This window comes from Halalkalicoccus subterraneus, assembly GCF_003697815.1.
GTDB lineage: Archaea > Halobacteriota > Halobacteria > Halobacteriales > Halalkalicoccaceae > Halalkalicoccus > Halalkalicoccus subterraneus.
This window is the reverse complement of the sequence record NZ_RDQG01000007.1, coordinates 49,354-74,294: the sequence shown is the minus strand read 5'-3', so window position 1 is coordinate 74,294 and position 24,941 is coordinate 49,354. Positions and strand designations below refer to the sequence as shown.

Below are 24,941 nucleotides of genomic sequence, written 5' to 3'. Positions count from 1 at the left end.
GTAGCCGAAGGACTCGAAGACCCGCACCATCGCCTTGCCGACCTCGGGCGTGTTGTAGTTCGAGTAGCAGCCGTGGAAGTACGCGACGCGCTTCTCGTCGCTTTCGACCTCGGCCCCGCCCCGCTCTGCCTGCTCGCGGGCTTCGCTCGCTCGCTTTTTCGAGGTGGCGTTGCCACCTCGCTCCTCCCACCACTCCCGGAACGTCTGCTCTGCGAACTCGGGGAACTCCCGCTCGGTAGTGATCCCCATGACCGTCTCGTTGACCGTCTGAACTACTGAATTACTCATCACGGCGTTGGCCAGCCGGGGGACCTTGCTGGCGAACCATGCGAGCGTGCCGTAGTTCGAGAGGATTCGGTTTCGAACGTATTCCCGGGAGAGTTTTGCCATCTGATTCTCGACGAAACTGCCCCGGGCGGTGTTGTGCATCTGGCTCAGGGGGACCTCCGAGGGACAGGCCGAGTCACAGCGCATGCAGTTCGAACAGTTCATCACCGAGTCGTCGATCTCGGTGTCGTCCTTCCGTTTCAGACGCCACTGTTCGGGTCCCTGGAACTTCGGGCCGGGAAAGTCGTCGTCGACCGCTGCGACCGGACACTCGCTGTCGCAGGTCGAACATTTGTAACAGTCGTCGGCCCCACTGCGGAGGTCCATCCCTCCGGATTCGGCCTCGGGGAACACGTCTACCGGTTCGAACTCGTCGGATGTCTCTGCGTCACTCATTGTAGATCCTCGCTCGCGTTGCTGCCCGCCGTGAACCCGGTCGAAAGCGAGACGCCGCTGCCGCATTTCTCTCGGGCTAGGTCGTAACCGCCCAGTACCGCGCCCACTGCCCGGAGGTTCGAAAACTCCGGCTCTCCGTTCGATCCGAGCGGCCGGAGGTCGTCGTCGACCTCGACTCCGAACCGGGCGTAGGGCTGGTCGTCGAAGACCCGGTCGTGAAACCACTCGTAACGCTCCTCGGGCTGGGGGACGTGACAGTCGAACACGGGCTCGTACACGCCCTCGCGATCCGAGTCGATCCCCTTCCCGACGAGCCCGCCGGTCGCGAGCACGAACTGCTCGGCGTGATAGGGGATCTCCCGGCGCCCGCGGTCGACCGAGACCGCCGTGATCTGCCTCTCCTCCTCGCTGTAGCCGACGACGGGGTTGCCCGCTTCGACGTGGACGCCCTCGGCGTCGAGCGCCTCGTACAACCGGTCCTCGAGGCGCATCCCCGGCAGGCTCGGCGGCCCCATCGGTACCTCGAAGACCGGGACGCCGAGTTCGGCTTCGAGATCCGCCCGTACGTCGCGGTGCTCGTCGTCTCCTAGTAACGCGGGGAACCCGACACGCTCAGCATCGCCGAGGTGCTCGGCGACCCGCGTGGCGAGTTCTTCACGAGTTCCCACACGGTTCTCGCGGTCGAGGAGTTCGTCCGCATCGAGCGCGCGGGCCAGCCGGGTGATCCGGGCGTCCGCGCGAAACTCGCCGGGAAACCGGATCGTGACCCCTCGAACCTCGAAGGGGACTGAGGCATCGAGGCGTTCGGCCGCGAGGGGCGCGTCGAAGGTCGTGACCGTCTCGAAGCCCACTAATAGGGTGTTCTCTGACTTGCTCGCCAGTCCAGCCGCCGCACTCTCCGGATACCGGCTGGTGGGCTTGACCCGCCCGCCGTACGTCGGCGAGAGGGTGTTTGTGCTCGTATGTCCGCCCTCGTAAAGGTCCCCAGCGATCTCGTCGAACAGCGCCAGCGCCTCCCGCACCGCCTCGACGCCGACTTTCCGGTAGGGATGCTCGTCGGAAAGTCCTGAAATCGCCTCGAAGGGCTCGGCGATCGGCTCGTCGCTCCCGTGATAGCCGAGCACGTCGATCAACCCGCTGGCGTTCCTCAGCGTGTTCTCCTTGTGCGTGACGAGCCGAACGCTCGCCCCGCCGCGGGCCGCCGAGAGTGCCGCGCTCGCGCCCGCGAGCCCGCCGCCGATCACCAACACGTCCGATTCAATCGCCATTCCGTCCCTCCTCCGACCGGCTGCCGTCGGATCGAGGATCCGGCGAGGGTCGTGAACCGGTGGTTCGCTCACCGCCGTCGGTCGCGGTCTCAACACCCGAATCGAACGCTCCGAAGTCCGCCACCGCGGGCTCGCGATCCAGACTCATCGTCGTGGCGTGCAGTTGGTAGTTCAGCGCGGCCTGCGAGAGCCCCTCACCCCACAGCGCGTGCCGTTCGCCCTTCCAGCGTTCCTCTACCAACTCGTCCCACGCCGCGCTGACGGTCTCCTCGTCGTAGTTCGGGTGTAGCTCGCTCGCCATCCGGTGACAGCAAAAGCCGCCCTGGCAGTTGCCCATCGAGGCACGCGTCCGGATGCGAACGGCATTGAGATCGCTTCCCGCGCCCTCGATGGCGTCCCGAATTTCGGCGCGCGTGACCGCCTCGCAGTCACAGACCGTCGGGTTCGGTTCGTCGGTCTTCAACACGTCGTCGGCCCGCGAGCCGAGACGCTGGACGCTCCGGCGCCCGATCGGGGATCGGAGCCCGAACTCGTCCATGTAGTCCCGAAGGACCGAGAAGTCCTCGCTGCCCGGCAGCGGTACCTCGGCGGTTCGACACTCCGCGGTGACGCCGAGTTTCTCGCAGACGTGATTCGAGATCTTCTCGGCCATCAGCCGGTAGGTGGTGAACTTCCCGCCGACGATGCTGGTCATTCCGGGGAGCGAATCGCGGTCCTCGTGGTCCAGCAGGAAGAAATCGCGCGTGATGTCGGTGGGGTCAGTCGTTCCCGTTCCGGGCGGCTCGTACAGCGGCCGGACGCCCCAGAAGGAGCGGATAGTCCGGGCCTCGGCGAGGATCGGCACCAGCCCCGAGAGCTCGTCGATCATCATGTCGACCTCCCAGCGCTCCTCGGGATAGCCTTCGGGGTGGTCGACCTCGACGTCCGTGGTGCCCAGGATCGCCGTCGTCTCGTGGGGGACGACGATGTCAGCGTCGCCCTTCTTCCGACAGCGGTTGATCACGGTATCGACCTGCCGGACGTTCATGATCACCATCACGCCCTTCGATGGGCGGACCTCGACGTCGACGCCGGCCATCTCTCCCACTCGTCCGGCCCACGCGCCCGTCGCGTTGATCACGTGCTCGGCGCGGATCTCCTCGACGGTGCCCGGCTCCCGGTGGTTTCGCTTCCCGGGCCCCGACTCGTGTTCGACCTCCACGCCGACGACCTCGCCGGCCTCCACGAGAACGTCCGTCACCGGCGCATGGGTCTCGATCCGCGCGCCGTGGCGCTCGGCGTCGGCGGCGTTCGCGACACAGAGTCTGAAGGGATCGACCGCGCCGTCGGGCACCGCGATCGCGCGCTTGACCTCGCGGGTGAGGTACGGTTCGCGATCGCGGGCCTCGGCTCCCGAAAGGACCTCCGCCGGGATGTCACACTCCCGACAGCCCGCCAGTTTCTCCTCGAAGTACTCGTCGGGGTCGTCCTCCAACTGGACGAACATCCCGCCGGTCATCTCGACGCAGTGGCCCGCGATCTCCCGCAATACCCGGTTTTCCTCGATACATTCGCGTGCGCTGGCCTGGTCGGAGACGGCATAGCGCCCGCCGCTGTGAAGCAGGCCGTGCATCCGCCCCGTCGTGCCGTGAGTGAGGTTGCCCTGTTCGACGAGCGCCACCGAGAGGCCACGCATCGCCAGATCCCTGGCGATGCCACAGCCCGTCGAGCCGCCGCCGACGACGAGGGCGTCGACCCTATCTGTCATCGTATTCCATCCTTCGTGGGCGTATACTTTACTTTACCCCTCAGTCGAATTCGAGAGTAAACTATTTCTCACATTACTGTTTGTGATGGAAGCAGTGAGCGCTTCGAACCGATTTCCCGACGGGGATCGCGGTCGCGGATCGAGTCCACGGGCGTTTTCGCCCGCGCTCGAACCCCGCGAGCGGCGATCCCGACCGCACCCCCTGAGACGATGAACATCGAAGAACGCGTCGCGCGGCGGCGACGAGGAGACGACGGCCCGCAGCTTGTCAGGAGCTACGACGCGCTCAGCCCGGCCGCCCACGTCCGGGACCCCGACGGACGCGGGTCCGCACTCGAACAGCTGCTCGATCACCTCGAACCGGCTCTCGACGGCGCGCTGCCGGCGAACGCCTACGTCTGGGGACCGAAAGGGGCGGGCAAATCCGCGCTCGTCACGGCGCTGTTTACCGAACTCGACCGCGTGAGCGCCGAGAGTCGGACGAGCATCCACACGAGCACACGTGTCGACGCCGGCGACATGGCGGCGTTCGCCTACGTCGACGGTCGCCGAACGCGAAGCGAGTTCGGCCTCCGACACGCGATCCTCGATGCCCTGCTCGACGATCGGATTCCGAAACAGGGGATCGGCGACGATCACCTCGTCGATCGACTGGAGGCGTCGTTCGCCGGAACGGGCCGGACGACGGTCGTGGCGGTCGACCATCTGGGGGAATCGACGCCGGTTTCGGTCGACGCCATCGAGGCGTTTCTCGGTCGCGTTCCCGACTCGATCGCGTGGCTCGCCATCGGTCGGCGGCCCCCCGAGGAGTACGGAACCGGGTTCGGCGCGACCGTCCATCTGTCGGCGTATCAGCGCTACGCCCTCGTCGACGTCCTGACGAGCCGGGCATCCCGGGGGCTCGCCCATCAGGCGATCTCCCACGAGGAGCTCCGTCGGATCGCGACGTGGGCGGGCGGCGACGCACACGACGCGCTCGCGGCGCTGTTCGGTGCAGCGGTACGTTCGGACGAGGCGGGCGAGCGAACGATCGATACGGCGGCCGTCGACGGCGGAATCGACGCGGTTCCCAGACCCGGCGCGGCGATCGGGCGCGTGCTCGCGCTTCCCGAGAACAGACAGCGAGTCCTCCGACGGTTGCTCGACCTCGAAACGACGGATCGATCGATCGAGGCGACCGCTGCGGTGATCGCGCACCCGGAGTCGCTCGATCTCTCGGCGGCGACCGTCAAGCGCTTCCTCTACGAACTGGCCGAGTCGGGCATCCTCCGTCGAACCCGCGCGGAACGAACCGACGGACTGGGGCGCCCGCCGAGCCGCGTCGAACCGCAATTTCCGACTCTCGTCTTCCGGCAGGTGTTCGACGCCACCAACGGGTCCCCTGACGAGCCGTAGGAAAGGTTTATCATGAACGTCTGTATTGGTTATCGGTAGTACGGCACTGTTCGATAAAGAATACTGCCGTCGGACCGGGGCGCTCCGGGAACGACATTACCCATGACAAGCGATCAATTTGTCGGTGCGATCGACCAGGGGACGACCGGTACGCGGTTTATGGTGTTCGACCACGCGGGCCAGGTCGTCGCCAACGCGTACGAGAAACACGAACAGATCTACCCCCAGCCCGGCTGGGTCGAACACGACCCCGTCGAGATCTGGGAGAACACCAAGTCGGTGATGACGGGCGCGCTCTCGGAGGCGGGCATCGACGCCGACCAGCTGGCGGCCATCGGGGTGACCAACCAGCGCGAGACGACGGTGCTGTGGGACCGTGACTCGGGCACGCCCGTCCACGAGGCGCTCGTCTGGCAGGACCGCCGGACGACCGATCGGGTCGAGGAGCTCCAGGAGGCGGGAATGGCCGAAACTATTCGAGAAAAGACAGGACTGGAGGTCGACGCCTACTTCTCGGCGACGAAGGCCGAGTGGGTCCTCGAGAACGCCGACCCGATGAAACTCGAGAAGGCCCAACAACAGAGCGTCCGCGACCGCGCCGAGGAGGGCGAGGTCCTCTTCGGGACGATCGACACCTGGTTGATCCAGAAGCTTACGGGCAACCACATCACCGACGTCACGAACGCCTCGCGGACGATGCTGTACAACATCCACGACGCCGACTGGGACGACGAGCTTCTGGAGGAGTTCGGCGTTCCGAAGGCGTGTCTCCCCGAGGTACGCCCCTCCTCGGACGAGGAGTACTACGGCCACACCGACCCCGACGGATTTCTGGGTTCGGAGGTGCCCGTCGCGGGCGCGCTGGGCGACCAGCAGGCCGCGCTGTTCGGCCAGACCTGCTTCGACGAGGGTGACGCGAAGAACACCTACGGCACGGGCAGTTTCTTCCTGATGAACACCGGCGAGGAGGCGGTCGAAAGCGAACACGGCCTGCTCACGACCGTCGCCTTCCAGCGTTCGGGCGAGCCGATCAACTACGCGCTCGAGGGCTCGATCTTCATCACCGGCGCGGCCGTCGAGTTCCTCGAGGACATCGGGCTGATCAAGAGCGCGGCCCAGACCGCCGAACTCGCAAGCCGGGTCGACTCGACCGATGGGGTCTACTTCGTTCCCGCACTCACCGGGCTGGGCGCGCCCCACTGGGACGGCAGGGCGAGGGGAACGATCGTCGGGATGACGCGGGGCACCAAGCGGGAACACATCGTCCGGGCGACCCTCGAAGCGATCGCGTACCAGACCAGAGACGTCGCCGAGGCGATGGAGGCCGACTCGGGCATCGAGATGGGCTCGCTTCGCGTCGACGGCGGCGCGGTGAAAAACGACTTCCTCTGTCAGCTCCAGGCCGACATCATCGGCTCGGAGATCGTCCGCCCCGAGGTCGACGAGACCACCGCGCTCGGGTCGGCCTACGCCGCCGGGCTGGCGGTGGGGTACTGGGAGACCGCGGACGAACTCCGGGACAACTGGCAGGTCGACCGGGAGTTCACCCCCGAGATGGATCCCGAGGACGCCGACCGAACCTACGAGCGCTGGGCGGAGGCCGTCGAGCGCTCGCGGGGCTGGGCGAGGGACGAGTGAGATGATCGAGACGACCGTTCTTCAGGTTCCGGTTCTCGGGATCGGGTATGAGGCGTTCGCCACGTTGCTCATCGCCGCGCTCGCCGGCGGCGCGTTCGGCGCGGCGCTGGGCGCGTTGCCCTCGTTCGTCTTTACGGGGTTCGTCGTCCTGCTGGGCGAGGGGCTCGGCGCGCTCCAGGCCGATCTCGGGGAGGCCGGCGTCGATTCCATCGCGCTCGACGTGACGGGGGCGATCGGTTTCGGGCCGGTCGTCGGCCCCCACATCGTCTTCGCGGGTGGGGTCGCCGCGACCGCCTACGCCGGCAAACGCTACCCCGAGATGGGGTCGACAGGCGGGTTTCACTTCGGAAAGGAGATCACCTACGCCTTCGGCACCAAACCCGACATCCTCCTCGTTGGAGCGCTGTTCGGCGTCCTCGGGATGGTGCTCAACCAGATCGGCGCGGGGATCGGCCTGCCGCTCGATACGATCGCGCTGTCGGTCTTCCTCACGGCGGTCATCGCGCGCGTCGCGTTCGGCTACCCGCTGATCGGGACGCCGGCCGGGGACGGGTATCTGGACATGTCACCGTTCGAGCGCGGCGAGACACGCACGGGCAGCGATCGACCGTCGACCGAGCCTTGGCTCCCCCACCAGTACACGTGGAGCGGCGTCGTGACGATCGGCCTCGTTGGCGGCGTGCTTGGCGGGTGGACCTGGCTGGAGACCGGGAGCATGTTCATGGCGTACGGGATCTCTGCGGCGAGCCTGCTCTTTCTCAACCTCGGCGTCGAGAAGATCCCCGTCACCCACCACATGACGCTGCTCGGCTCGGCGGGCGCGATGATCGCCGCTTCCGCAGTTGGCAGCGCGCCCGTCGTCCTCATCATCGCCGCACTGTTCGGCGCGGTCAGCGGGCTGTTCGGCGAGCTCACCCAGCGGGTCTTCTACGCCCACTCGGGCACTCACGTCGACCCGCCGGCGATGGCGATCACGATCATGACGCTGCTGATCGGGCTCCTCTACCTGCTCGGGCTCCTGCCGAACGCGGCGTATCTCGGGCTCTGACCGCCCGAACGCGGTCCCTCCTTCTGCAGGCCGCAGGTTGATGAGCGATGAAAGCGATACGATAGCTATGAGCACCCGAGACGACGACCTTCTCGTCGGCGATTCCGACGGGATCGGCGTCCGGAGCGGCGAAAACGAGGACGAACCGTTCGACTACTATCTCGTGGGGCCCGACCGCGGCGAGTTCGGGTTCGACGCCGCCGAGATTCAGGACATCCGCGAGCTGCTCGACGACACGCTCGGAAACGGCTAAGTCAGTCGGTCAGGTCCTTCCGCCTGATCTTGCCGGTCGTGGTCTGTGGGAGTTCATCGCGGAACTCGATCTCGCGAGGGTACTCGTATTTGGCGAGTCGATCGCGGACGAGCTCCTGTAGCCCCTCGCGGAGCGTTTCGGACCCTTCCCCAACCGGTTGGACGAACGCTTTGACGATCTCGCCGCGGGTTTCATCAGGGATACCGACCACGCCGACCTGTGCGACCGCCTCGTGATCCAACAGCACCTCCTCGACCTCGCGAGGACCCACGCGATACCCGCTGGTGATGATCAGGTCGTCGTCGCGCGACTTGAACCACAGATAGCCCTCCTCGTCGGCGTAGCCGAGGTCGCCCGTGCAGTGCCACGGGCCGACGCGGGCCTTATCGGTTTTTTCGGGTCGGTTCCAGTACTCGTTGAAGACGACGGGGTCGCCCTTGCGGCGCACGGCGATCTCGCCGACCTCTCCTACGGGTAGCTCCTCGCCCGTCTCCGAATCGATCACCCGGACGTCGTGGCCCGGCACCGGTTTGCCCATGCTGCCGGCCCGTGCGGGGAACCACTCGCGACAGTTCGTCACGAGCAGGTTCGCCTCGGTCTGGCCGTAGAGTTCGTTGACCGGCACGTCGCCGAGCACCTCGTCAGCCCAGTTCAGAATTTCGGGGGTCAGGGGTTCGCCGCCCGAGCAGATCGCCTCGATCGAGAGGTCATATCTATCGGAATCGACGTCCATCATCATGCGAATCGCCGTCGGCGGGAGGAACGCTCCCGTAACCGAGAACTCCTCCATGATCGAGAACGCCTCTTCGGGATCGAATTTTCCCATCGCTTTGCCCACGACCTGCTGGCCGTAGTGCCACGCCGGAAAGAGGAGATCGCCGAGCGCGCCGATCCATGCCCAGTCGGCGGGCGTCCAGTACGTTCCATCGACATCGAGTTCGAAGTACATCGAGAACGCCGGACAGTGGCCCACCCACACGCCATGCGAATGGAGAACGCCCTTCGGCGGGCCGGTCGATCCGCTCGTGTACATGATTATCGCGGGCGTCTCGGCGTCCGTCTCGGCGATCGCGTACTCCTCAGAGCCCTCGGCGAGAAGCGACTCGAACGATGCGACGGAGTCGTCTCCAGAGTCGTCGACGACAACGATGTGTTCAAGTGCGGGACAGTCGCCTTCGACTTCGGCGACGGTCTCCCGAACCGAGGTGTCGGCGACCACTGCCTTCGCGCCGCTGTCTTCGAGTCGGTGGCCGAGCGCCTCGGGACCGAACAAAGGAGAAAGCGGCAGCGAGATCGCGCCGATCTTCCAGCAGGCGAGGTGTGTGAGGGCGTTTTCGGGTTTCTGGGGGACGACCACGCCTATCCGGTCGCCACGTTCGATCCCCCGCGATTCGAGCGCGTTCGCGACCCAGTTCGAGAGCCGATCGAGGTCACGAAAGGTGTAGGTCTCCCGGCGGCCATCGAAATCGACCTGGAAGAGCGCCGGCGCGTCGAGATCGGGGTGTTTCCGCAGCAGATCATAGGCGAGGTTGTAGTCCTCGGGACGGTTCCATTCAAACGTCTCGCGGGCATCCTCGTAGCTGTCGTACGCGAGGTCACAGTACCACGAATCGATGTCTCGTGTCATGATCTATTAAGGATCGAGGAGGGGTCAGTGATCTCAATGCTGATGCCGATACGGGGATCTTCAGCGAGCGATTCGAGCAGCGACTCCTGGGAATCGCCGGCCTTGGTGTTGTACAGTGCCAGCTCTCCGCCGTCCCACGCGAGGGTCAGGCGAGCGCGCCGAAAGAGCGTTCCCCGGACGAGGGTAATCGATTCGAGGTCGGCAAGCGGTATTCGGACGTTGCGTTCGTTGTGAGCGAGGAGGTCCTCGGGAGCGAGGTCGACGAGTTCCTCACGGGCGCGCCCGCCCATGTCCGCTCGCAGCAGCGCCGAGGAAAACGACTCGCCGGCGAAACAGCAGACGACGCGCTCGGTCATGAGAAAGACCTCCCAGAACTCGATCGAGTTGGGGCGTTTCCGGGCCCACTCGGTGAGGTGTGCGAGGCGCTCTTCGCTCATCGTTCGATGAGCGCCCGGAGGTCCGCCGGGACGTAGCTGCGCTCCTGTGTTGCCAGCGAAACGCCGACGAACAGCGCGACCGCGACGAGCATTGCGACCGTGCCGACGGGGAACGCCTCGGGGAACGGATAGGCCGCGTTGACGGCGTCGGCCAGTCTCGTGAGGCCGGCGACGCCGGCGGCCATCGGGACGGCGCTGTAGACGACGTTGATGGCGAGTCCCGCGATCGTCGCGACGATCGCGCCCTCCGCGGTCGCGCCCTTCCAGTTCATCCCTAAGACGACCATCGGAACGAACGCGGCGGCGAAGAAGCCCCAGCCGATCGTTCCGAGGATGCCCACGAGCGCATCGGAGAAGTAAACCACGCCCGTCGAGAGGACGGTCAGCCCCGCGAGCGCGCCCTGTGTAACTCTGAGTTCGGTCTTATCGTCCGTGATCGGTTTGCCGAGTGCCCGGGGAATGTCCCGCGAGATCGCTGCCGCGCCGATATTCAAAAAGGAGTCGCTCGTGGACATGATCGCCGCGAGCAGCGCCGCGAGGATCAGGCCGGCGACGACGCTCGGGGTGTATTCGAGGACGAAGACGGGCGCGACCTCCGAGGCACTGAAGGTCTCCTGGATCGCGCCGCCCTCGACCTGCGCACGCATCGAGAGACCCGCCGAGAAGGCGATCATGCTGGAGATCGCATAGGAGATCGCGGCGATTGGCGCACCCCATTTGAGGATCTTCAGGCTCTTGCTCATGTAGAACTTCGTCACGAGGTGAGGTTGACCGGCCGCGCCGACCGAGAACAACACCCACCAGGCGATCGCCGCGAAAACCGCCGCCGTCTCCCCGCCCAGCGTGCCGAAGGGCGAGATCAGGTCGGGATTCGCGCTTGCGAGATTCCGCGAGATCCCCTCCATCCCGCCGCCGAACGAGAGCGCGTACGCAAGGACGAACCCCGCGCCGATGATCATCGTAATGGCTTGGAGGAAGTCCGTCCAGACGCCCGCGATCATCCCGCCGAGCATGCTGTAGGCGAGCAAAATGGCGGCGCCACCGAGCAGCCCCCAGATGACGGGAACGCCGAAGATCGCGCGCATGACGTACTGCAGCGCGGCGAGGTTGGTCGCGAGATACGCGATCACGCCGACGGCCACCGCGAGTCCGGTCAGCCCGCGGACCGCGTCGCTCTCGTAGCGGACGTACATCCCGTCCGCGAGCGTGAGGACGTTCCGGATATCGGCCAAGAGACGCATCCGTTTCGCGAGCAGGACCCACGTAATCAGGAAGCCGAGCGGCGCGCTGAAGAAGATCCACATACCGGTCATACCGAACTCGTAGACGAGTTCCGGGCCGCCGACGAAACCGAAGCCCGACTGAATCACCGAAAAGGCAGTCATCGCGAGCACCCACGTGCCGATGGACTTGCCGGTGATGAGGAAGTCGCCCGTGGTCGTCGTCCGCAGGTAGCCCCAGATGCCGATCAGGACGACCACCAGCAGGTAGACCGCGCCGAACGCGAGGATCACGGGGTCGTCGGCGACGGGGATCCCCTCTTGGAGCGGGAGGAGGGTCGAGAGGTCAGTCATCGGTCGGCTCACCCCGCTCGCTTCGTTCGGGTTCGGAATCAACCCGCCGGGGAACCAGCGGGAACGACCCCTCCGATTGTGCCTCGCGGGCGTCGGTCATGATCGCCTCGACGACCGCGTCGCCGCCGATCCGGTCGAAGATCACCGAGTAGTAGATCGCCCCGGCGAGGGGGAGCGCCCAGAGGAAGAGGACGTAGAAGAACGTCGGGATCGGGAGGCCCAACAGGTAAGTAAACTCGGTCGTCCCCGGCGACCACGTCAGCCAGATCCCGGTCAGCCCGACCAGAAACAACGCCCCGAGACCGCCGATCAGCCCGGTGTACGGCGCGAGATCGAACTCTCTCGCATCGCGCTCGATCGCCGCCGCCGCGAACGACGCGAGGATGAAAAACGCGCCGAGATACGAAAACAGCCTGAACGTTCCTGCCGCCGCCGCAACCAACAGCGCGACCGAGAGGCCCCCGATCGCCGTCATGATCGTGTTGCGTGTCATCTACTCCCACCACATAGTCGAAGAATATAACCGTTGATGTTGATAGACAATTCGGCGATGGATCGTCGTCAGTTTATCCCTCGGCATACGAGAGGGAACTATGACCCCACCCATCGTCGTCGATATCGACGGTACCATCACGCGCGGGGACGGATCGAGTTCGGTCGATCCCCACGTTTTCGAGACGCTCCGCGAGTGGCCCGCACCGGTCGTGATTGCGACGGGCAAGGCGTTTCCCTACCCCGTCGCGCTCTGTCAGTTCATCGGAATTCCACCACTAGTGATCGCGGAGAACGGCGGGGTCGTCCTCGCGGACGACGACGTGCGGGTGACGGGCGACGCGAGCGCGCCCCACGAAGTCGCCCGGGAGTACCGCGAGGCGGGTTACGATCTCGGCTGGGGCGAGAGCGATCTGGTGAACCGCTGGCGCGAGACTGAAGTCGCCGTCAACCGCGCCTCGCCGCTCGCGCCCCTCGAAGAGATCGCCGCCGAGTACGAGCTGGAGGTCGTCGACACGGGCTACGCGTATCACGTCAAGGACCCCGCGATCTCGAAGGGCGAGGGGCTACGGGAGATCTGTGCGGCGCTCGATCGCCCGGTCGAAGAGTTCGTCGCGATCGGGGACTCGGAGAACGACGTCTCGACGTTCGCGGTCGCCGGCCGGTCGTTCGCGGTGGCCAACGCCGACGAGGCGGCGCAGGCAGCCGCGGACGAGGTCATCGAGGGGAGCTATTCGGCGGGCGCGCTGTCGGTGCTATCGGAACTGCGCTGAGTAATCACGAGGCCGGTCGTCGAACGCTACTCGTAGGAACGAAAGGTGCCGTCGATGTCCCACTCGTGGATGCAGTGGCTGTTTCCGGTCCGTCGTTCGCCGTCGTCGGTGGTGATCCGCCAGCAGCCGTCGGCCGCGTCCCATACCTCCTCCCGATCGCAACGCTCGCACTCGCGCCGTTGTGGCGTTCTGAGTTCGGTGCGTGTCAACATAGACGTGACAACGGAGCGCACACGCATAACCGTAGCGAAAACCGACAGGTCGAAATCGGCGGGACGTGAGAATTCCATATGATCAAGATGGTCCAACTGCTCCTGCGCGAGGAGGGTCTCAGCCACGAGGAGTTCAAAGCGCGTTGGACGGGCGAGCACGCCGAAATCGCGGGGCAGCTCCCGAACCTACGGAAATACGTGACGTCGACGCCGCGCGATCCCGAGAAGGCGAGCTACGACGGGATCGTGGAGCTGTACTTCGACTCCACCGAGGAGCTCGCGGCGGCGTTCGAATCGCCCGAAGGCGAACGCGTGCAGGCCGATGCGACGGAGTTCGTCGATCTCGAAGCCTCGCCGTCGCTGGTCGTCGAGGAGACCGTCCAGTTCGATCACATCTCGTAGACGATTCCGGCGATAGTGGGGTACGTGTCCACACCGTAGATCCATTCAGATGGGCGAACCCGCCGCTCGTCCCGTCGTATCGAGTAGATCCGAACTATAAGGTGAGTTCCGCCCGTAGCGAGCGCCATGAGTAGCGACGACCGACGCGACCGAGTCGACGAGACCCAAACGTGGCCCGAGCTCGCGATCGGTCTCTACGACCGCCTGACGGGACGGGGCGCCGAGATCACCTACGAGTTCGAGGACATGGAGATCGACGTTCCGAACAAGACCGGCGAGGACGCCGATTACGCCCACTGGCGGGTCGACGGCACCCTCCGGATCGCGACCCGAGAACGGGACTGATGGTGCGGGCGCTCGCAGTCGAGGCGGATCTCGAGATCACTGTCGAGGGTCACTCGATCTCGGTCAGCGGGTCGGGCAAGCACCTCACGATCGGCGTCGACTCGATTCGGGGCTCGATCACCGTCCTCCGGAGTTTCGGGACGGTTTCGGAGCTGATCGAACTCCTCGGAACCCGGTTCGTTGGGGCGGATCTATCGGCTGCCATCGACGTCGACGGGATCACGGTCGCCCGAATCGGTCCCCATACCGAGCCGAACGCACTCTCGCGCGTGCTCGGGATCTCCCCTGCGAGCGTGTGGCCCGGTCCGATCGCCCGAGTGGTGCTCCACGAATTCGGCGTCTGAATCCGTCGATCGGTCCGTCAGAGCCTTCCGCTCGGGTTCGCTTTCGAACCCGCGGCGTCCCGCGGACCATCTGGGGAGCGAGTAGCCTCAGAAATCGGGGAGATCGTCCGGTGCCTCGTAGCTCGCCTCCCAGTCGACGTACTCCTCCTTGAGCACGTCACTCACGATCTGGCCGAGTTCGGTGAGCGAGGCGTTGATCGAGGAGACGGTGCTCCAGGAATCGAGCTCGGGGTGGAGCTCTCGTTCGCGCCAGTCCTCGGGCAGACCGGGGGCGTGATAGCCCACGCGATCGGCGAAGTCGTCCCAGAAGAAGTCGAACTCCCGAATGAGCTCCAACTCCTCGGCGACCGCGTACTCCGCCTCGTCGAGGTCGGTGTGGGCGGCCCACTCCTCGAAGGCGTCGGCCCACGCCCCGTCCGCGAGGAACCCCTCCAGCTCCTCGCGGCGGTAGTCCTCGACGCCGACCCCGTCGACGTCGTCGTACTCCGCGGGGTTCTGTGCGCCGAGCTCGGGGGGATCCGGGGTTTCGACGGCAAGGCTCATGGCCGACCGAAGGTCGGGGACGCCGATAAGCGTGGTCCCTCGTTCGATACAGCAGGCTCATCTTTCCGCCCCCACAAGCCGGCGTATGGATCTGCTCGGAACCTTCATCGAGAACCGTGAGATGGTCCAGCCCAACCACGCCAACAGCCTCCAAACCGCCCACGGCGGGAACGTCCTGAAGTGGATGGACGAGATCGGTGCGATGAGTGCGATGCGATTCGCCGGCGAGTCCTGCGTGACCGCCCACATCAATGGGGTGGACTTCGAGCGCCCGATCCAGGTCGGGGACGTCGCGCTGATCAAAGCGTACGTCTACGCGGCCGGCACGTCGAGCGTCAGGGTCCGCCTCCAGACCTTCCGCGAGGACCTCCGAACCGGGGACGCCGAGAAGACCACCGAGTCGTATTTCGTCTACGTCGCGATCGACGAGGAGCGCACACCGGTCGGCGTCCCCGAACTGACGGTCGGAAGCGATCGCGGCGAGCGACTGCGCGAGGAGGCACTGGCCGGCGAGAACGGCAGGCGCTAACGGTTAGTTCTGACCCTTCCAGGCGGGAACGTCCATCGCGGAGGTGAGTCGCCTGAACAGCGACTGGCCGCGTGGCCCACGTTCACCGACCTCGTAGTCGCTGTCAAGGGTGCCGTCCGGATGGGCCGAAAGCAGCGTTAGCTCCGAGGTGTTCGCGCGCTGCGCGACCGCCTCCGAGACCGCACCGGTCGTCGTGACGACGATGGGCAGGGCACCGACCTCGCGCGCGAGATCGCAGAAGGCGTCGACGGTCTCCTCGGTCGGTCGCTCTGCGAGCGCGACGACGCGGCGCTCGCCGAGCAGGGGATCCTTCGCGAACACGTGAACCGGGTAGGTCGTCCCCTCGCTTTCGGCGGTGACGTCGACGTTCACCTCGAAGCGGCGCTCCTCGAGCATGTCGGCGGCGGCCTCGCGGGCATCGTGGTGGCGCTCGGCCCATTCGCGGCCGTCCTCGGTGATCCGATACCGGTAGAGCGCGCGCTCGATAGTCTCCTCGGGCGGAAACATGTACAGACAGTCCCGACACCACAGCCGGTGGTCGGGGTCGTCGAAGGTCTCCGAACACTCCCGACAGAGGTACTGCTCGCTCCGTTCGAGCTCCCCGCTATCGATGGCCATCTCGCATTCCGGACAGTACAGCCCCTCCGAGTCCTCGAACTCCGATTCGGGGGCGGTCAACCCGCAGATCCGGTGTTCGGCGAGGGACGCCTTGACGGCGTGAGCCGATTCACAGGCCGGACAGGCCGTGGTGTACTGCATGCCCTGGGTCTCGCACTCGGGGCAGCTGTAGACCTTCGAGACGAACTCGCCCGCGAGAATCCCGCGCCGCTCGAAGCGCTCGAGCACGGCGAGAACCGACCCGTCGCGCTCGTCGAGCAGGCGCTGTGCCGCCGGATAGTTGACTGCGCCGCCGGATCCCGTCTCCGGCGTGAACTCCCCCTCTCCGTCCGAAAGCTCGAGCAACACTCGTAGCTCGCCTGGCGAAACCATGGTCTCGTCGGATACGTTCGCACGGATACGTATGAACCCATCCATCTGTCCGATAGCCCTGAAACACCACTGGGTCGACAGGAGTTCGTCAAAAAATCGGTGGCTGCGGTCAGCGGTGATCGGTGCTGATCGCGGAACAACCGACAGTATAAAAACCGGGACCGACAATGAGGGATGATGACCGATCGGCAGGTGCCACGCGAGGCGGCCGAGGGTTCGATCCGCCTCGTCGGCACCGCCCACATCTCCGCCGACAGCGTCGCCGAGGTCGAAGAGACCATCGAGCGCGAGCGCCCCGACGTCGTCGCCGTCGAACTCGACGAGGGACGCTATCGCCAGCTGAAGGGCGATCTCCCGGACGATCTCGACGCCGGCGACCTGCTTCGGGGCAACACCGTCTTCCAGTTCCTCGCCTACTGGATGCTCTCGTACGTCCAGACCCGGCTGGGCGAACGTTTCGACATCGAACCGGGTGCGGACATGCGTGCGGCCGTCGAGACGGCCGAGGGGCTCGGGCTGGGCGTCGCACTCGTGGACCGGGAGATCCAGACGACCATCCAGCGCTTCTGGGCGCGGATGACGCTGCTCGAGAAGCTCAAGCTCGTCGGCAGCCTGTTTTTGGGCCTGTTCGGCTTCGGCTCCGGCGAGGAGGAGGAACTCGACATGTCGGAGCTGACCGATGCCGACGTGGTGACGGCGATGATGGCGGAGTTCCGTCGATTCAGCCCGGGCGGGGCCGAGGCGCTGATCGACGAGCGCGACGCCTACATCGCCCACAAGCTGCTCGCGCTCCGCGACGGGGGCCACGACGTGCTCGCCGTCGTCGGCGCGGGCCATCGGGAGGGGATCGAGCGCTATCTGGCGAACCCCGAGAGCCTGCCGCCGATGGAATCGCTCGTCGGGCAACAGAAGGGACGCCGATTTTCGATCTACAAGGCCGTCGGCTTCCTGATCGCGCTCGCGTTTCTGGCCTTCTTCTTCCTGCTCGTGATGGCCGGCACACAGAACGACTTCCTGCTGCGGGTCTTTGCGGCGTGGTTCCTCTTCAACGGCGCCTTCGCGTTCGCGCTCGCGAAGCTCGCGGGCGCACACTGGCCGAGCGCGACCGTCGGCGGCGCGATCGCCTGGATGACCAGCGTCAACCCCCTGCTCGCACCGGGCTGGTTCGCGGGCTACGTCGAACTGCGCTACCAGCAGGTGAACGTCGCCGATATCGGGCAACTGAACGAAATCCTCGCCGACGAGGAGAGCCCGATTCCGGACCTACTCAAACGGATGCTCGACGTGCCGCTGTTCCGGCTGATCGCGGTCGTCGCCGCGACGAACGTCGGGAGCATCATCGCGACGCTGCTGTTCCCGCTGGTCGTGTTGCCGTGGCTCGCCACGGATATCGGTGGCGTGGGCGCGATCGGCGACTTGATGATCGAGGGCGCGAGAAACAGTGCTGAACTCATCTGGGGGGCGTTCACATGAGCGCGATCCGCGGGATCCGCTTCGGTGATCGGGAGATCAAGGACCTCCTGATCGCGTGGGTCGCTCTCGGAGTCGCGTTCGCGCTGTTTTTCGCCGGCGGGGCGGCCGGCGTCCAGCGCGGCGGGTTCCTTCCGCTCCTGCTCATCAGCATGCTCACCGCCGGCGTCGGGTTCCTGCTTCACGAACTCGCCCACAAGGTCGTCGCGGTGCGCTTCGGCCAACGGGCGGCGTTCCGGGCCGACTACAGCATGCTCGGACTCGCGGTCGTAAGCGCAATGGCCGGGTTCATCTTCGCGGCCCCCGGCGCGGTGTATCACCGCGGTCGGATCACGAAGCGCCAGAACGGGCTGATCGCGGTGGCCGGTCCCGTGACGAACCTCGTGCTTGCACTGCTGTTCGCGCCGCTGCTTCTGGTCCCCGTCGAGTTCGTCTTCCGGTTGGGTCTGTACGGCGTCGGAATCAACCTCCTACTGGCGGCGTTCAACATGATCCCCTTCGGCCCGCTCGACGGCAAGACGGTCCTCTCGTGGAGCCTGCCCGTCTTCGCGCTCACGTTCGTAGTGAGTCTCGCGCTCGCGCTCGGGGCGGCCACGGTCCTCTTCTTCTGATCGAGCGAACTCATTCGACCGGGATCCTGTGTCCGTTCGCCCGCTCAGCCAGCCGCTCGACGCGCTCGTCGGTGGCGGGATGAGTTGAAAGCACCCGCTCTACCGCGCTCTCCTCACGCTCGACCGGGATGCGAAACGGGCCGATGCGGGGCTGGGAGGCGCGTTCGATCCGCCGGAGCGCCCGCGCGAGCGCGAGCGGATCGCCCGTGATCGTCGCGGCCCGGTCGTCGGCGGCGAACTCCCGGCGACGCGAGCGTGCGCGTGCAAGCGCCGTGAGCACGAACACGACGAGGCCGACGGCCGCACCGAGGGCCGCTCGTAGACGCAACGCGAGGTTGTCTCGGCGACCGGTGATCAGCGTGAGTCCGTAGCCGAGTCCCGTGAGCGCCAGTATGACGGGCGCCGCGACGATGAGCGCCACGCCGAGCGCGGTCTGGACCGACGCGTAGACCAGCGTCCGGACCAGCCCGTCGTCGCGCTCGATGTGGGCGAGTTCGTGGGCGACGATCCCCGTCAGTTCGTCGGCCGAGAGTAGCTCGAACAGCCCGACGTCAAGGACGAGCGCGCCCCGTCGCGAGCTCCCGATCGCGAGGGCGTTGGGCGCGCCCAACGACGCCACGAACACCGCGGGGCGGTCGAGCTCCATCGACTCACAGAGGGCGTCGATCCGCCCGTGGAGGCGGGGCGCACGATCGCGTCCCAGGGGGCGGGCGTCGAGACTTCGAAGCAGGCCCCGCGTACCGAAGCGGTAGCTCAGGTAGCCAGAAACGAAGGTGCCAACGAGTAGCGCCACAAGCAGCGTGATCGGGTCGAGCCCGCCGACGACGAACACCAGACCACGGTAGAGGAGGTAAGCAACACCGAGATATCCCCCCAGAACGACGACTCCGAGGAGGACCGCGAGCGTGCGTCGTCCCATACGGGACGAAGGGGCCTAAGGGGCAAACGCCTGTCGGGGCGGGGATCGAAACGGTGGGCTTTTGCCCGCACCGTACGCGCTCTCGGCCATGAGCGAAGACGAAAACGACGAGGAGGGGCTGACCTACTCGGGGGCGGGCGTCGACATCGCCGACAGCGAGGCCGCGACGGCGGCGCTGGTCTCGGCGGTCGGACAGTCCGATGGCGATTACGCGGGCCTGCTCGACATCGGCGAGCGCTATCTGGCGCTCGCGACCGACGGCGTCGGCACCAAACTGTTGGTCGCCGAAGCCCTCGGGGACTACTCGACCGTCGGGATCGACTGCATCGCGATGAACGCAAACGACCTGATCGCGGCGGGCGTCGAACCGGTCGCGTTCGTCGACTACCTCGCGGTCGACGAACCCGACGAGGCGACCGCCGAGCAGGTCGGCGAGGGGCTTTCAGCGGGGGCCGAGACGGCGGGGATCGCGCTGGTCGGCGGCGAGACGGCCGTGATGCCCGAGGTCGTCCGGGGGCTCGATCTCGCGGGGACCTGTGCGGGGCTGGCTCCCAAGGAGGCGATCTTCGAGGGGGAGGCAAAGCCGGGCGACACGCTGGTCGGGTGGCCCTCGTCGGGGATCCACTCGAACGGATTGACGCTGGCCCGCGAGGCCGCGACCCGTGAGGGGGGCTACGACGAGGAGTTCCCGTACGGGGGCTACGAGACGGTCGGCGAGGCGCTTTTAGAACCTACCCGGATCTATACCGATCTCTTGGTGCCGATGCGTGCCCACGGCGTTCGTGGTGCAGCCCACGTCACCGGCGGCGGGTGGACGAACCTCGACCGTCTCGGCGATTTTACCTACGTCATCGACGATCCCTGTCCGGCCCAGCCGGTCTTCGAGTTCGTCCAGTCGGCGGGCGTCTCCGACGAGGAGATGCACCGCACCTTCAACATGGGGACGGGCTTCGTCGCGGCGGTTCCCGACGACGGGACGGCCAAGGCGCTGGCTAGTGACACTGACGGTCGGGTGATCGGCCGCGTCGAGGAGGGCGATGAAATCGCTATTCGCGGCCTGACGCTCTAGAAAACCGAGCGGTCCTCGGTCGACTCGATCTCCTCGTTGAGGATCGCGACGAGGTTCGCGTAGGGGACGAACGCGATCAGCTCCTCGTCCTCGGTGTAGAGCTCGACGCCCTGGTCGGTCTGCTCGTAGCTCGCACAGTCGAACTCGCCTTCGGGGAGGATGGCTCGGAACACGGGTCCCGATACGCGCGACATTTACTTCAACGTATCACCGGATGCGAGAGCAGTGGTCAAGCTGCTACTGGATGCGCGGTGGCGGGCCGGCGCGGCGGAGCCGTGCCGGCTTTTTTAGTGGAGGTTTTTGCGGCGAGCGGTGTGGTCCGAGAGACGCTTTGCGTCTCTCGTCATTGCCGGACTACGTCCGGCAGGCAGCCGGAAAGTTCCGCTTTCCGGCCACATCACGAAAGAGCGCAAAGCGCTCTTTCGAACGACGCGAAGCGCACCCGAGCCGTAAAAAAGTCCGTTAGCAGCGTTCCTCGCAGACCCGGTCGATGATCCGGCCCGTCGAGAGGAGTTCCTCGTCGTAGGCCGGTTCGCGCGGCGAGGCCCGGCGCACCGAACAGTCGACGCCGCGCTCGTCGAGCGCCCGTTCGATCGCCCGATCGTCGTGGTGCTGGTCGTGACCGAGCACGATCACGTCGGGGTCGATCTCCTCGATGGGGACGAAGATGTCCGACTCGTGGCCCAACAGCGCCCGGTCGACGACGTCGAGAGCCCCCACCAAATCCCGGCGTTGGCGGCCGTCGAGGATCGGGGGATCCTTGTGGGTGACGTTCGAGCTGCGGGCGATGATGACGTACAGCTCCTCGCCCATCCGGGCGGCCTCCTCGAGGTAGTGGACGTGGCCCGGGTGTAGCAGGTCGAACGTACCCTGTGCGAGCGCCCTCACCATCGCGGGCGGTCCTCCGCTTTGAGTTCACGGTCGATGTCCTGCTGGTCGAAGTCGAAAAACCGCTCCTCGGGCAGCGAGACGTCGACCACCTCCAGCTCGCGGGACTCTCCCGAAGAGTCGAACGCCTTCCAGCAGTTCCGGCGGTAGGGTGCGCCGATGATGACGTGGACCGTTCCACGGCCGAATGTCGCCAGATCGGCGTCGCTGGGTTCGAGCACACCGTTCGGGTGGGAGTGTATCGAGCCCACGGCACTGCGGTCGTTGGGAATCATGTTCGTTCGCACGGTGGCGCTCGTCGGCCCGGATTCGGTCCCGGGAATCACGAGCACGTCGGTGATGACCGTCCCGTCCCGGTCCAGCCCGAGCGAGCGGGCGTCCTCACCCCGGAGGAACCCCATGTACTCGTCGGGATGGGTCTCCTCGGAGGCCGAAAGGGCGAACTCGAGGGTGTCGGCCGCGATGCCGATGATCTCGCTGGGGCGAAACAGCGACCGGAACAGTCCCATATCCCATCTGGCCGCCGGCACGTACTAATGGTTGCGAAACCCCGAGCGCGCTTGATAACGGTTAAACCGGGCGCCCACAAAAGGGGGTCAATGACAGCGAACTCCGGGCTCGCAAGCGACGATCCGGTCGTCCACGAGCTACGTGTAGCGTGTACGGTCGAGGACCTCGACCCCGATACCCGCTATCTCGCAACGATCAACGGCGTCGTCGAATACGGCGTCTTCGTCGATCTCTCCGATGAGGTCTCCGGCCTCGTTCACGAATCGGCACTCGACTCCGAGGCCGACTACGAGGTCGGCGATCGGTTGGTCGTGACGCTCGATCAGGTCCGGGAGAACGGCGACGTCGCCTTCTCTCCGACCGGAATCGACCCCGAATCGGCGACGGTCGAGGAGGTAGAGCACAGCTACGAGACGACCCAGACGAGCGACCTCGCGACCGGCGAGTCGACCCACATCGAGGGCGAGGTCGTCCAGATCAAACAGACCGGCGGCCCGACGATCTTCCAGGTGCGCGACGAAAGCGGGATCGTGCCCTGTACCGCCTTCGAGTCCGCGGGCGTGCGTGCCCATCCCGACGTGGAAGTCGGCGACATCGTCCACGTCTCCGGGGACGTCGAGGAGCGCGAAGGTGCCCGGCAGGTCGAGGTCGAGACCCTCTCGACGCTCGAGGGCGAGACGAGGACGGCCGCCGAGGAGCGCCTCGGCGAAGCCCTCGCCGAGCGTGCCGAGCCCCACGAGATCGAGCCCCTCATCGAGTGGCCCGCCCTCGACCCGATGCTCTCGGGGCTGGAAGAGGTCGCCCGGCTGATCCGGCGAACGGTCCTCGAAGGCCGCCCGATCCGGATGCGCCACCACGCCGACGGCGACGGGATGTGCGCCGCGGTGCCCGTCGCGCTCGCCATCGAGCGCTTCATCGCGGAGGTCCACGAGGACGACGACGCCGCCCAGCACCTCCTGAAGCGCCTCCCGAGCAAGGCGCCCTTCTACGAGATGGAGGACGCCACGCGCGATCTGAACTACTCGCTCGGCGACCGCGCGCGCCACGGCCAGAAGCTCCCCCTCCTGTTGATGCTCGACAACGGAAGTACGGAGGAGGACGTACCCGCCTACGAGACGCTCGCCCACTACGACATCCCGATCGCCGCCGTCGATCACCACCACCCCGACCCCGAGGCCGTCGAGGACCTGCTTGCGGCCCACGTCAACCCGTATCTCCACGGCGAGGACTACCGCATCACCACGGGAATGCTCTGTGTCGAACTCGCGCGGATGATCGACCCGACGATCACCGACGAGCTCCGGCACGTCCCCGCGGTCGCGGGCATCGCGGACCGCTCGAAGGCCGACGCGATGGAGCAGTACCTCGACCTCGCCCGCGAGGAGGGCTACGACGAGGCCGACCTGGAGGACGTCAGCGAGGCGCTCGATTACGCCGCCCACTGGCTGCGCTACAGCGCCGGCCGGTCGCTCATCGCGGACGTCCTCGACGTCGGCAGTGACACTGACCGCCACGCCGAGCTCGTCGACTTCCTCGCCGAGCGCGCCCGGCGCGACATCGACGACCAGCTCGAGGCTGCCATGCCGCATCTCGAGCGCGATCGGCTGGACAACGGCGCACACCTCTGTCGGATCGACGTCGAGAACCACGCCCACCGCTTTACGTTCCCCGCACCCGGTACAACGACCGGCGAGATCCACGACCGGGTCGTCGAGGAGACGGGCGACCCCGTCATCACGATCGGCTACGGCCCCGACTTCGCCGTCCTCCGTTCCGATGGAGTTCGCCTCGACATCCCCCAGATGGTGAGCGAACTGGTCGAGGAGATCGACGGCGGTGGCGTCTCCGGCGGCGGTCACCTCGTCGTGGGATCGATCAAGTTCGTCGCGGGAATGCGCGAGCAAGTGCTCGACGCGCTCGTCGAGAAGATGGGTGAGGCCGAGATCGACGAGGCACTCTCGAGCGCCGAGACGGCCACGGACGGCTAACCCTCGAACCGGAGCACGCGCGAGCCGACTACCACCGCGACGCCGACCGCGGCGGCGACCCCGAGGCCGATCCCGACGGGGATCGATCCCTCGCTCTCGCCACCCCAGTCGGCATCGAAAACCGCCGCGAAGTGGCTCGCTACCCCCTCGCTATCGACGATCACGGCCACTTCGCGGTTGTTCTCGACCGAGTTCGCGTTCCAGTTGATGCTCCCGACCATCGTCCGGCGGTCGTCGACCACGACGCCCCAACCGCGACTCGATCCCCCGCCCGTTCCGGTCGGCTTCCAGTTCTCCGTGAGGACGAGCGCCCGGTCGTCCACGACGGCGTATTTGGGGTGATGGAACCGATAGCGGGTCGCGGGGCCGTCGAAGACCCTGACGTCGATCCCCGCCTCAACGAGCTGATCGAGGGCATCGGCCTCCGCCTCGGTCTGGCCGCCGACGGGCGTCCCGTCGACGAGCACGCGTACCTCGACGCCCCGGTCGTGGGCCGCGATGAGCGCCTCGCTCGCGGGTTCGGAGTGAAACGAGTAGCCCGCCAGATAGAGGCGCTCGTCGGCGCTCGCGAGAGTCTCGATCGGGACCTCGGGCGAGTCGGGCAGGGCAAAGGCCGTCGCCCGCTCCGCAGAGTGATCGCGCGCCTCGAACGCGGTCGCACCGCGCGCCCGCCACTCCCAGCCGGCGTCCGTGAGCACCCACCGCTCGCTCGGGGACGCGCGCTCGTAGGTCGTCTCGTCGACGAGTTCGGAGCCACGATGGAGACGGATCGTCTCGCCCGACTGGGCCATCGCGAAGTGTTCGGGGAGTTCGAAGACCGGGACGTCGACCTTCTCGCGGGTGATCTCCGGGGAGCGCGAGAACGCGACGGGCCCGGAGACGGTTCCGTTGCCGAGCGGCGTGGTCGTCTCCCCGTCGGTCAGCGAGAACGCCGAGGGATCGCTTCCGTCGGGAAAGTCGATGACGACGTACTCGCCGGCGTTGCCGTCGTGGTTGGTGTTGGGGTAGACTTCGACGAGAGTCGGCTCGGCCGGCGCGGCGGCGACGCTCGCGACACCGAGACAGGCGATGACGAGCAGACAGACGAGGAGGGGACGTGCCCGTGACACGCGCCGTCTGGTTCCCTCTCTGTATAAAAACGTTTCT

At 66.4% G+C, this 24,941-nt stretch carries 29 protein-coding genes; 13 read left to right on the top strand and 16 right to left on the bottom strand.

The window, feature by feature from the left end:
• The 4 genes from EAO80_RS02220 to EAO80_RS19360 all read right to left on the bottom strand — a co-directional run.
• Window positions 1-723 (bottom strand): 4Fe-4S dicluster domain-containing protein (locus tag EAO80_RS02220; protein WP_211330614.1); only part of this gene is annotated, 723 nt, incomplete at its 3' end.
• Window positions 720-1,991, bottom strand: coding sequence for a glycerol-3-phosphate dehydrogenase subunit GlpB (gene glpB, locus EAO80_RS02215; protein WP_122088307.1), 1,272 nt, complete (start codon window positions 1,989-1,991; stop codon window positions 720-722). The genes glpB and EAO80_RS02220, both read right to left, overlap by 4 nt.
• Window positions 1,981-3,738: an anaerobic glycerol-3-phosphate dehydrogenase subunit GlpA gene (glpA, locus tag EAO80_RS02210; RefSeq protein WP_122088306.1), complete on the bottom strand. Its 1,758-nt coding sequence runs from the start codon at window positions 3,736-3,738 to the stop codon at window positions 1,981-1,983. Before glpA ends, glpB begins: the two co-directional genes overlap by 11 nt.
• A gap of 68 nt (window positions 3,739-3,806) precedes the next feature.
• Window positions 3,807-3,956: a hypothetical protein gene (locus tag EAO80_RS19360; protein WP_162993836.1), complete on the bottom strand. Its 150-nt coding sequence runs from the start codon at window positions 3,954-3,956 to the stop codon at window positions 3,807-3,809.
• Here EAO80_RS19360 and EAO80_RS02205 point away from each other — a divergent pair.
• The 4 genes from EAO80_RS02205 to EAO80_RS02190 all read left to right on the top strand — a co-directional run bounded on the left by EAO80_RS02205 (window position 3,949) and on the right by EAO80_RS02190 (window position 8,072).
• Window positions 3,949-5,133 carry a Cdc6/Cdc18 family protein gene (locus EAO80_RS02205; protein ID WP_122088305.1) on the top strand — a complete coding sequence of 395 codons (1,185 nt, stop codon included), beginning with the start codon at window positions 3,949-3,951 and terminating at the stop codon, window positions 5,131-5,133. The genes EAO80_RS19360 and EAO80_RS02205 overlap by 8 nt on opposite strands.
• Window positions 5,134-5,235: 102 nt before the next feature.
• Window positions 5,236-6,771: a glycerol kinase GlpK gene (gene glpK / locus EAO80_RS02200; RefSeq protein WP_122088304.1), complete on the top strand. Its 1,536-nt coding sequence runs from the start codon at window positions 5,236-5,238 to the stop codon at window positions 6,769-6,771.
• Window positions 6,772-6,775: 4 nt separating this feature from the next.
• On the top strand, window positions 6,776-7,819 hold the full coding sequence (locus EAO80_RS02195) for a hypothetical protein (RefSeq protein ID WP_122088314.1): 1,044 nt from the start codon (window positions 6,776-6,778) through the stop codon (window positions 7,817-7,819).
• A 67-nt stretch (window positions 7,820-7,886) separates the two neighbouring features.
• On the top strand, window positions 7,887-8,072 hold the full coding sequence (locus EAO80_RS02190) for a hypothetical protein (protein ID WP_122088303.1): 186 nt from the start codon (window positions 7,887-7,889) through the stop codon (window positions 8,070-8,072).
• 1 nt (window position 8,073) lies between these two features.
• Here EAO80_RS02190 and EAO80_RS02185 read toward each other — a convergent pair whose 3' ends face one another.
• Genes EAO80_RS02185 through EAO80_RS02170 form a run of 4 tightly spaced genes read right to left on the bottom strand, consistent with a single transcriptional unit; the run spans window position 8,074 to window position 12,203 of the window.
• On the bottom strand, window positions 8,074-9,699 hold the full coding sequence (locus EAO80_RS02185; protein ID WP_122088302.1) for an AMP-binding protein: 1,626 nt from the start codon (window positions 9,697-9,699) through the stop codon (window positions 8,074-8,076).
• Window positions 9,696-10,136, bottom strand: a complete 441-nt coding sequence (locus EAO80_RS02180; RefSeq protein WP_122088301.1) for a hypothetical protein — start codon at window positions 10,134-10,136, stop codon at window positions 9,696-9,698. Before EAO80_RS02180 ends, EAO80_RS02185 begins: the two co-directional genes overlap by 4 nt.
• A complete protein-coding gene (locus EAO80_RS02175; protein ID WP_122088300.1) occupies window positions 10,133-11,710 on the bottom strand; it encodes a sodium/proline symporter in 1,578 nt (525 codons plus the stop codon). Before EAO80_RS02175 ends, EAO80_RS02180 begins: the two co-directional genes overlap by 4 nt.
• Window positions 11,703-12,203: a hypothetical protein gene (locus tag EAO80_RS02170; protein WP_122088299.1), complete on the bottom strand. Its 501-nt coding sequence runs from the start codon at window positions 12,201-12,203 to the stop codon at window positions 11,703-11,705. The genes EAO80_RS02175 and EAO80_RS02170 overlap by 8 nt, the downstream gene beginning before the upstream one ends.
• A gap of 100 nt (window positions 12,204-12,303) precedes the next feature.
• On the opposite strand from EAO80_RS02170, the gene EAO80_RS02165 reads away from it, so the two are divergent.
• Window positions 12,304-12,975 (top strand): HAD-IIB family hydrolase, encoded by a 672-nt coding sequence (locus tag EAO80_RS02165; protein WP_122088298.1) that lies wholly within the window; start codon window positions 12,304-12,306, stop codon window positions 12,973-12,975.
• 26 nt (window positions 12,976-13,001) lie between these two features.
• Here EAO80_RS02165 and EAO80_RS02160 read toward each other — a convergent pair whose 3' ends face one another.
• Window positions 13,002-13,187, bottom strand: coding sequence for an HEWD family protein (locus tag EAO80_RS02160; RefSeq protein ID WP_122088297.1), 186 nt, complete (start codon window positions 13,185-13,187; stop codon window positions 13,002-13,004).
• Window positions 13,188-13,265: 78 nt separating this feature from the next.
• Here EAO80_RS02160 and EAO80_RS02155 point away from each other — a divergent pair, with 78 nt between their 5' ends.
• From EAO80_RS02155 to EAO80_RS02145, 3 genes are all read left to right on the top strand, one after another.
• Window positions 13,266-13,589, top strand: a complete 324-nt coding sequence (locus EAO80_RS02155) for an EthD domain-containing protein (RefSeq protein WP_122088296.1) — start codon at window positions 13,266-13,268, stop codon at window positions 13,587-13,589.
• 126 nt (window positions 13,590-13,715) lie between these two features.
• Entirely contained in the window at window positions 13,716-13,934 is a 219-nt protein-coding gene (locus EAO80_RS02150) for a hypothetical protein (protein ID WP_122088295.1), read from the top strand.
• Complete coding sequence (locus tag EAO80_RS02145) at window positions 13,934-14,278, top strand: hypothetical protein (RefSeq protein ID WP_122088294.1); 345 nt, start codon at window positions 13,934-13,936, stop codon at window positions 14,276-14,278. The genes EAO80_RS02150 and EAO80_RS02145 overlap by 1 nt, the downstream gene beginning before the upstream one ends.
• Window positions 14,279-14,365: 87 nt before the next feature.
• On the opposite strand, the gene EAO80_RS02140 is transcribed toward EAO80_RS02145, so the two are convergent.
• A complete protein-coding gene (locus EAO80_RS02140; RefSeq protein ID WP_122088293.1) occupies window positions 14,366-14,821 on the bottom strand; it encodes a hypothetical protein in 456 nt (151 codons plus the stop codon).
• An 85-nt stretch (window positions 14,822-14,906) separates the two neighbouring features.
• Here EAO80_RS02140 and EAO80_RS02135 point away from each other — a divergent pair, with 85 nt between their 5' ends.
• The gene (locus tag EAO80_RS02135; protein ID WP_122088292.1) at window positions 14,907-15,350 is read left to right on the top strand and encodes an acyl-CoA thioesterase; all 444 of its coding nucleotides are present in this window, start codon (window positions 14,907-14,909) and stop codon (window positions 15,348-15,350) included.
• A 3-nt stretch (window positions 15,351-15,353) separates the two neighbouring features.
• On the opposite strand, the gene EAO80_RS02130 is transcribed toward EAO80_RS02135, so the two are convergent.
• Window positions 15,354-16,340 (bottom strand): TackOD1 domain-containing metal-binding protein, encoded by a 987-nt coding sequence (locus EAO80_RS02130; RefSeq protein ID WP_122088313.1) that lies wholly within the window; start codon window positions 16,338-16,340, stop codon window positions 15,354-15,356.
• 177 nt (window positions 16,341-16,517) lie between these two features.
• Between EAO80_RS02130 and EAO80_RS02125 the strand changes: the two genes are divergently transcribed.
• Together EAO80_RS02125 and EAO80_RS02120 are read left to right on the top strand one after the other, a co-directional pair.
• A complete protein-coding gene (locus EAO80_RS02125; RefSeq protein WP_122088312.1) occupies window positions 16,518-17,813 on the top strand; it encodes a TraB/GumN family protein in 1,296 nt (431 codons plus the stop codon).
• The gene (locus EAO80_RS02120; protein ID WP_122088291.1) at window positions 17,810-18,421 is read left to right on the top strand and encodes a zinc metalloprotease; all 612 of its coding nucleotides are present in this window, start codon (window positions 17,810-17,812) and stop codon (window positions 18,419-18,421) included. The genes EAO80_RS02125 and EAO80_RS02120 overlap by 4 nt, the downstream gene beginning before the upstream one ends.
• Window positions 18,422-18,431: 10 nt before the next feature.
• Here EAO80_RS02120 and EAO80_RS02115 read toward each other — a convergent pair whose 3' ends face one another.
• The gene (locus EAO80_RS02115) at window positions 18,432-19,340 is read right to left on the bottom strand and encodes a M48 family metallopeptidase (protein WP_122088290.1); all 909 of its coding nucleotides are present in this window, start codon (window positions 19,338-19,340) and stop codon (window positions 18,432-18,434) included.
• A gap of 88 nt (window positions 19,341-19,428) precedes the next feature.
• On the opposite strand from EAO80_RS02115, the gene purM reads away from it, so the two are divergent.
• A complete protein-coding gene (purM, locus tag EAO80_RS02110; protein WP_122088289.1) occupies window positions 19,429-20,409 on the top strand; it encodes a phosphoribosylformylglycinamidine cyclo-ligase in 981 nt (326 codons plus the stop codon).
• Here the strand turns inward: purM and EAO80_RS02105 are convergent.
• From EAO80_RS02105 to EAO80_RS02095, 3 genes are all read right to left on the bottom strand, one after another.
• A complete protein-coding gene (locus EAO80_RS02105) occupies window positions 20,406-20,582 on the bottom strand; it encodes a hypothetical protein (protein WP_162993835.1) in 177 nt (58 codons plus the stop codon). The genes purM and EAO80_RS02105 overlap by 4 nt on opposite strands.
• A gap of 289 nt (window positions 20,583-20,871) precedes the next feature.
• Window positions 20,872-21,300 (bottom strand): adenylyltransferase/cytidyltransferase family protein, encoded by a 429-nt coding sequence (locus EAO80_RS02100; RefSeq protein ID WP_122088287.1) that lies wholly within the window; start codon window positions 21,298-21,300, stop codon window positions 20,872-20,874.
• Window positions 21,294-21,806 carry a Mov34/MPN/PAD-1 family protein gene (locus EAO80_RS02095; protein WP_122088286.1) on the bottom strand — a complete coding sequence of 171 codons (513 nt, stop codon included), beginning with the start codon at window positions 21,804-21,806 and terminating at the stop codon, window positions 21,294-21,296. Before EAO80_RS02095 ends, EAO80_RS02100 begins: the two co-directional genes overlap by 7 nt.
• A 90-nt stretch (window positions 21,807-21,896) precedes the next feature.
• On the opposite strand from EAO80_RS02095, the gene EAO80_RS02090 reads away from it, so the two are divergent.
• On the top strand, window positions 21,897-23,795 hold the full coding sequence (locus tag EAO80_RS02090; RefSeq protein WP_122088285.1) for a DHH family phosphoesterase: 1,899 nt from the start codon (window positions 21,897-21,899) through the stop codon (window positions 23,793-23,795).
• On the opposite strand, the gene EAO80_RS02085 is transcribed toward EAO80_RS02090, so the two are convergent.
• Window positions 23,792-24,904, bottom strand: coding sequence for a phospholipase D-like domain-containing protein (locus tag EAO80_RS02085; RefSeq protein WP_122088284.1), 1,113 nt, complete (start codon window positions 24,902-24,904; stop codon window positions 23,792-23,794). The genes EAO80_RS02090 and EAO80_RS02085 overlap by 4 nt on opposite strands.
• Between the last annotated feature and the right edge of the window lie 37 nt (window positions 24,905-24,941).

Coding starts and splice junctions, on each gene's coding strand:
- EAO80_RS02155 (WP_122088296.1), top strand. CDS start 13,266: ATGATCAAGATGGTCCAACTGCTCCTGCGCGAGGAGGGTCTCAGCCAC.
- EAO80_RS02180 (WP_122088301.1), bottom strand. CDS start 10,136: ATGAGCGAAGAGCGCCTCGCACACCTCACCGAGTGGGCCCGGAAACGC.
- EAO80_RS02205 (WP_122088305.1), top strand. CDS start 3,949: ATGAACATCGAAGAACGCGTCGCGCGGCGGCGACGAGGAGACGACGGC.
- EAO80_RS19360 (WP_162993836.1), bottom strand. CDS start 3,956: ATGTTCATCGTCTCAGGGGGTGCGGTCGGGATCGCCGCTCGCGGGGTT.
- EAO80_RS02120 (WP_122088291.1), top strand. CDS start 17,810: ATGAGCGCGATCCGCGGGATCCGCTTCGGTGATCGGGAGATCAAGGAC.
- EAO80_RS02100 (WP_122088287.1), bottom strand. CDS start 21,300: ATGGTGAGGGCGCTCGCACAGGGTACGTTCGACCTGCTACACCCGGGC.
- EAO80_RS02150 (WP_122088295.1), top strand. CDS start 13,716: ATGAGTAGCGACGACCGACGCGACCGAGTCGACGAGACCCAAACGTGG.
- EAO80_RS02145 (WP_122088294.1), top strand. CDS start 13,934: ATGGTGCGGGCGCTCGCAGTCGAGGCGGATCTCGAGATCACTGTCGAG.
- EAO80_RS02140 (WP_122088293.1), bottom strand. CDS start 14,821: ATGAGCCTTGCCGTCGAAACCCCGGATCCCCCCGAGCTCGGCGCACAG.
- EAO80_RS02135 (WP_122088292.1), top strand. CDS start 14,907: ATGGATCTGCTCGGAACCTTCATCGAGAACCGTGAGATGGTCCAGCCC.
- EAO80_RS02165 (WP_122088298.1), top strand. CDS start 12,304: ATGACCCCACCCATCGTCGTCGATATCGACGGTACCATCACGCGCGGG.
- glpB (WP_122088307.1), bottom strand. CDS start 1,991: ATGGCGATTGAATCGGACGTGTTGGTGATCGGCGGCGGGCTCGCGGGC.
- EAO80_RS02160 (WP_122088297.1), bottom strand. CDS start 13,187: ATGTTGACACGCACCGAACTCAGAACGCCACAACGGCGCGAGTGCGAG.
- glpA (WP_122088306.1), bottom strand. CDS start 3,738: ATGACAGATAGGGTCGACGCCCTCGTCGTCGGCGGCGGCTCGACGGGC.
- purM (WP_122088289.1), top strand. CDS start 19,429: ATGAGCGAAGACGAAAACGACGAGGAGGGGCTGACCTACTCGGGGGCG.
- EAO80_RS02190 (WP_122088303.1), top strand. CDS start 7,887: ATGAGCACCCGAGACGACGACCTTCTCGTCGGCGATTCCGACGGGATC.
- EAO80_RS02175 (WP_122088300.1), bottom strand. CDS start 11,710: ATGACTGACCTCTCGACCCTCCTCCCGCTCCAAGAGGGGATCCCCGTC.
- EAO80_RS02170 (WP_122088299.1), bottom strand. CDS start 12,203: ATGACACGCAACACGATCATGACGGCGATCGGGGGCCTCTCGGTCGCG.
- EAO80_RS02090 (WP_122088285.1), top strand. CDS start 21,897: ATGACAGCGAACTCCGGGCTCGCAAGCGACGATCCGGTCGTCCACGAG.
- glpK (WP_122088304.1), top strand. CDS start 5,236: ATGACAAGCGATCAATTTGTCGGTGCGATCGACCAGGGGACGACCGGT.
- EAO80_RS02115 (WP_122088290.1), bottom strand. CDS start 19,340: ATGGGACGACGCACGCTCGCGGTCCTCCTCGGAGTCGTCGTTCTGGGG.
- EAO80_RS02125 (WP_122088312.1), top strand. CDS start 16,518: ATGACCGATCGGCAGGTGCCACGCGAGGCGGCCGAGGGTTCGATCCGC.
- EAO80_RS02185 (WP_122088302.1), bottom strand. CDS start 9,699: ATGACACGAGACATCGATTCGTGGTACTGTGACCTCGCGTACGACAGC.
- EAO80_RS02130 (WP_122088313.1), bottom strand. CDS start 16,340: ATGGTTTCGCCAGGCGAGCTACGAGTGTTGCTCGAGCTTTCGGACGGA.
- EAO80_RS02095 (WP_122088286.1), bottom strand. CDS start 21,806: ATGGGACTGTTCCGGTCGCTGTTTCGCCCCAGCGAGATCATCGGCATC.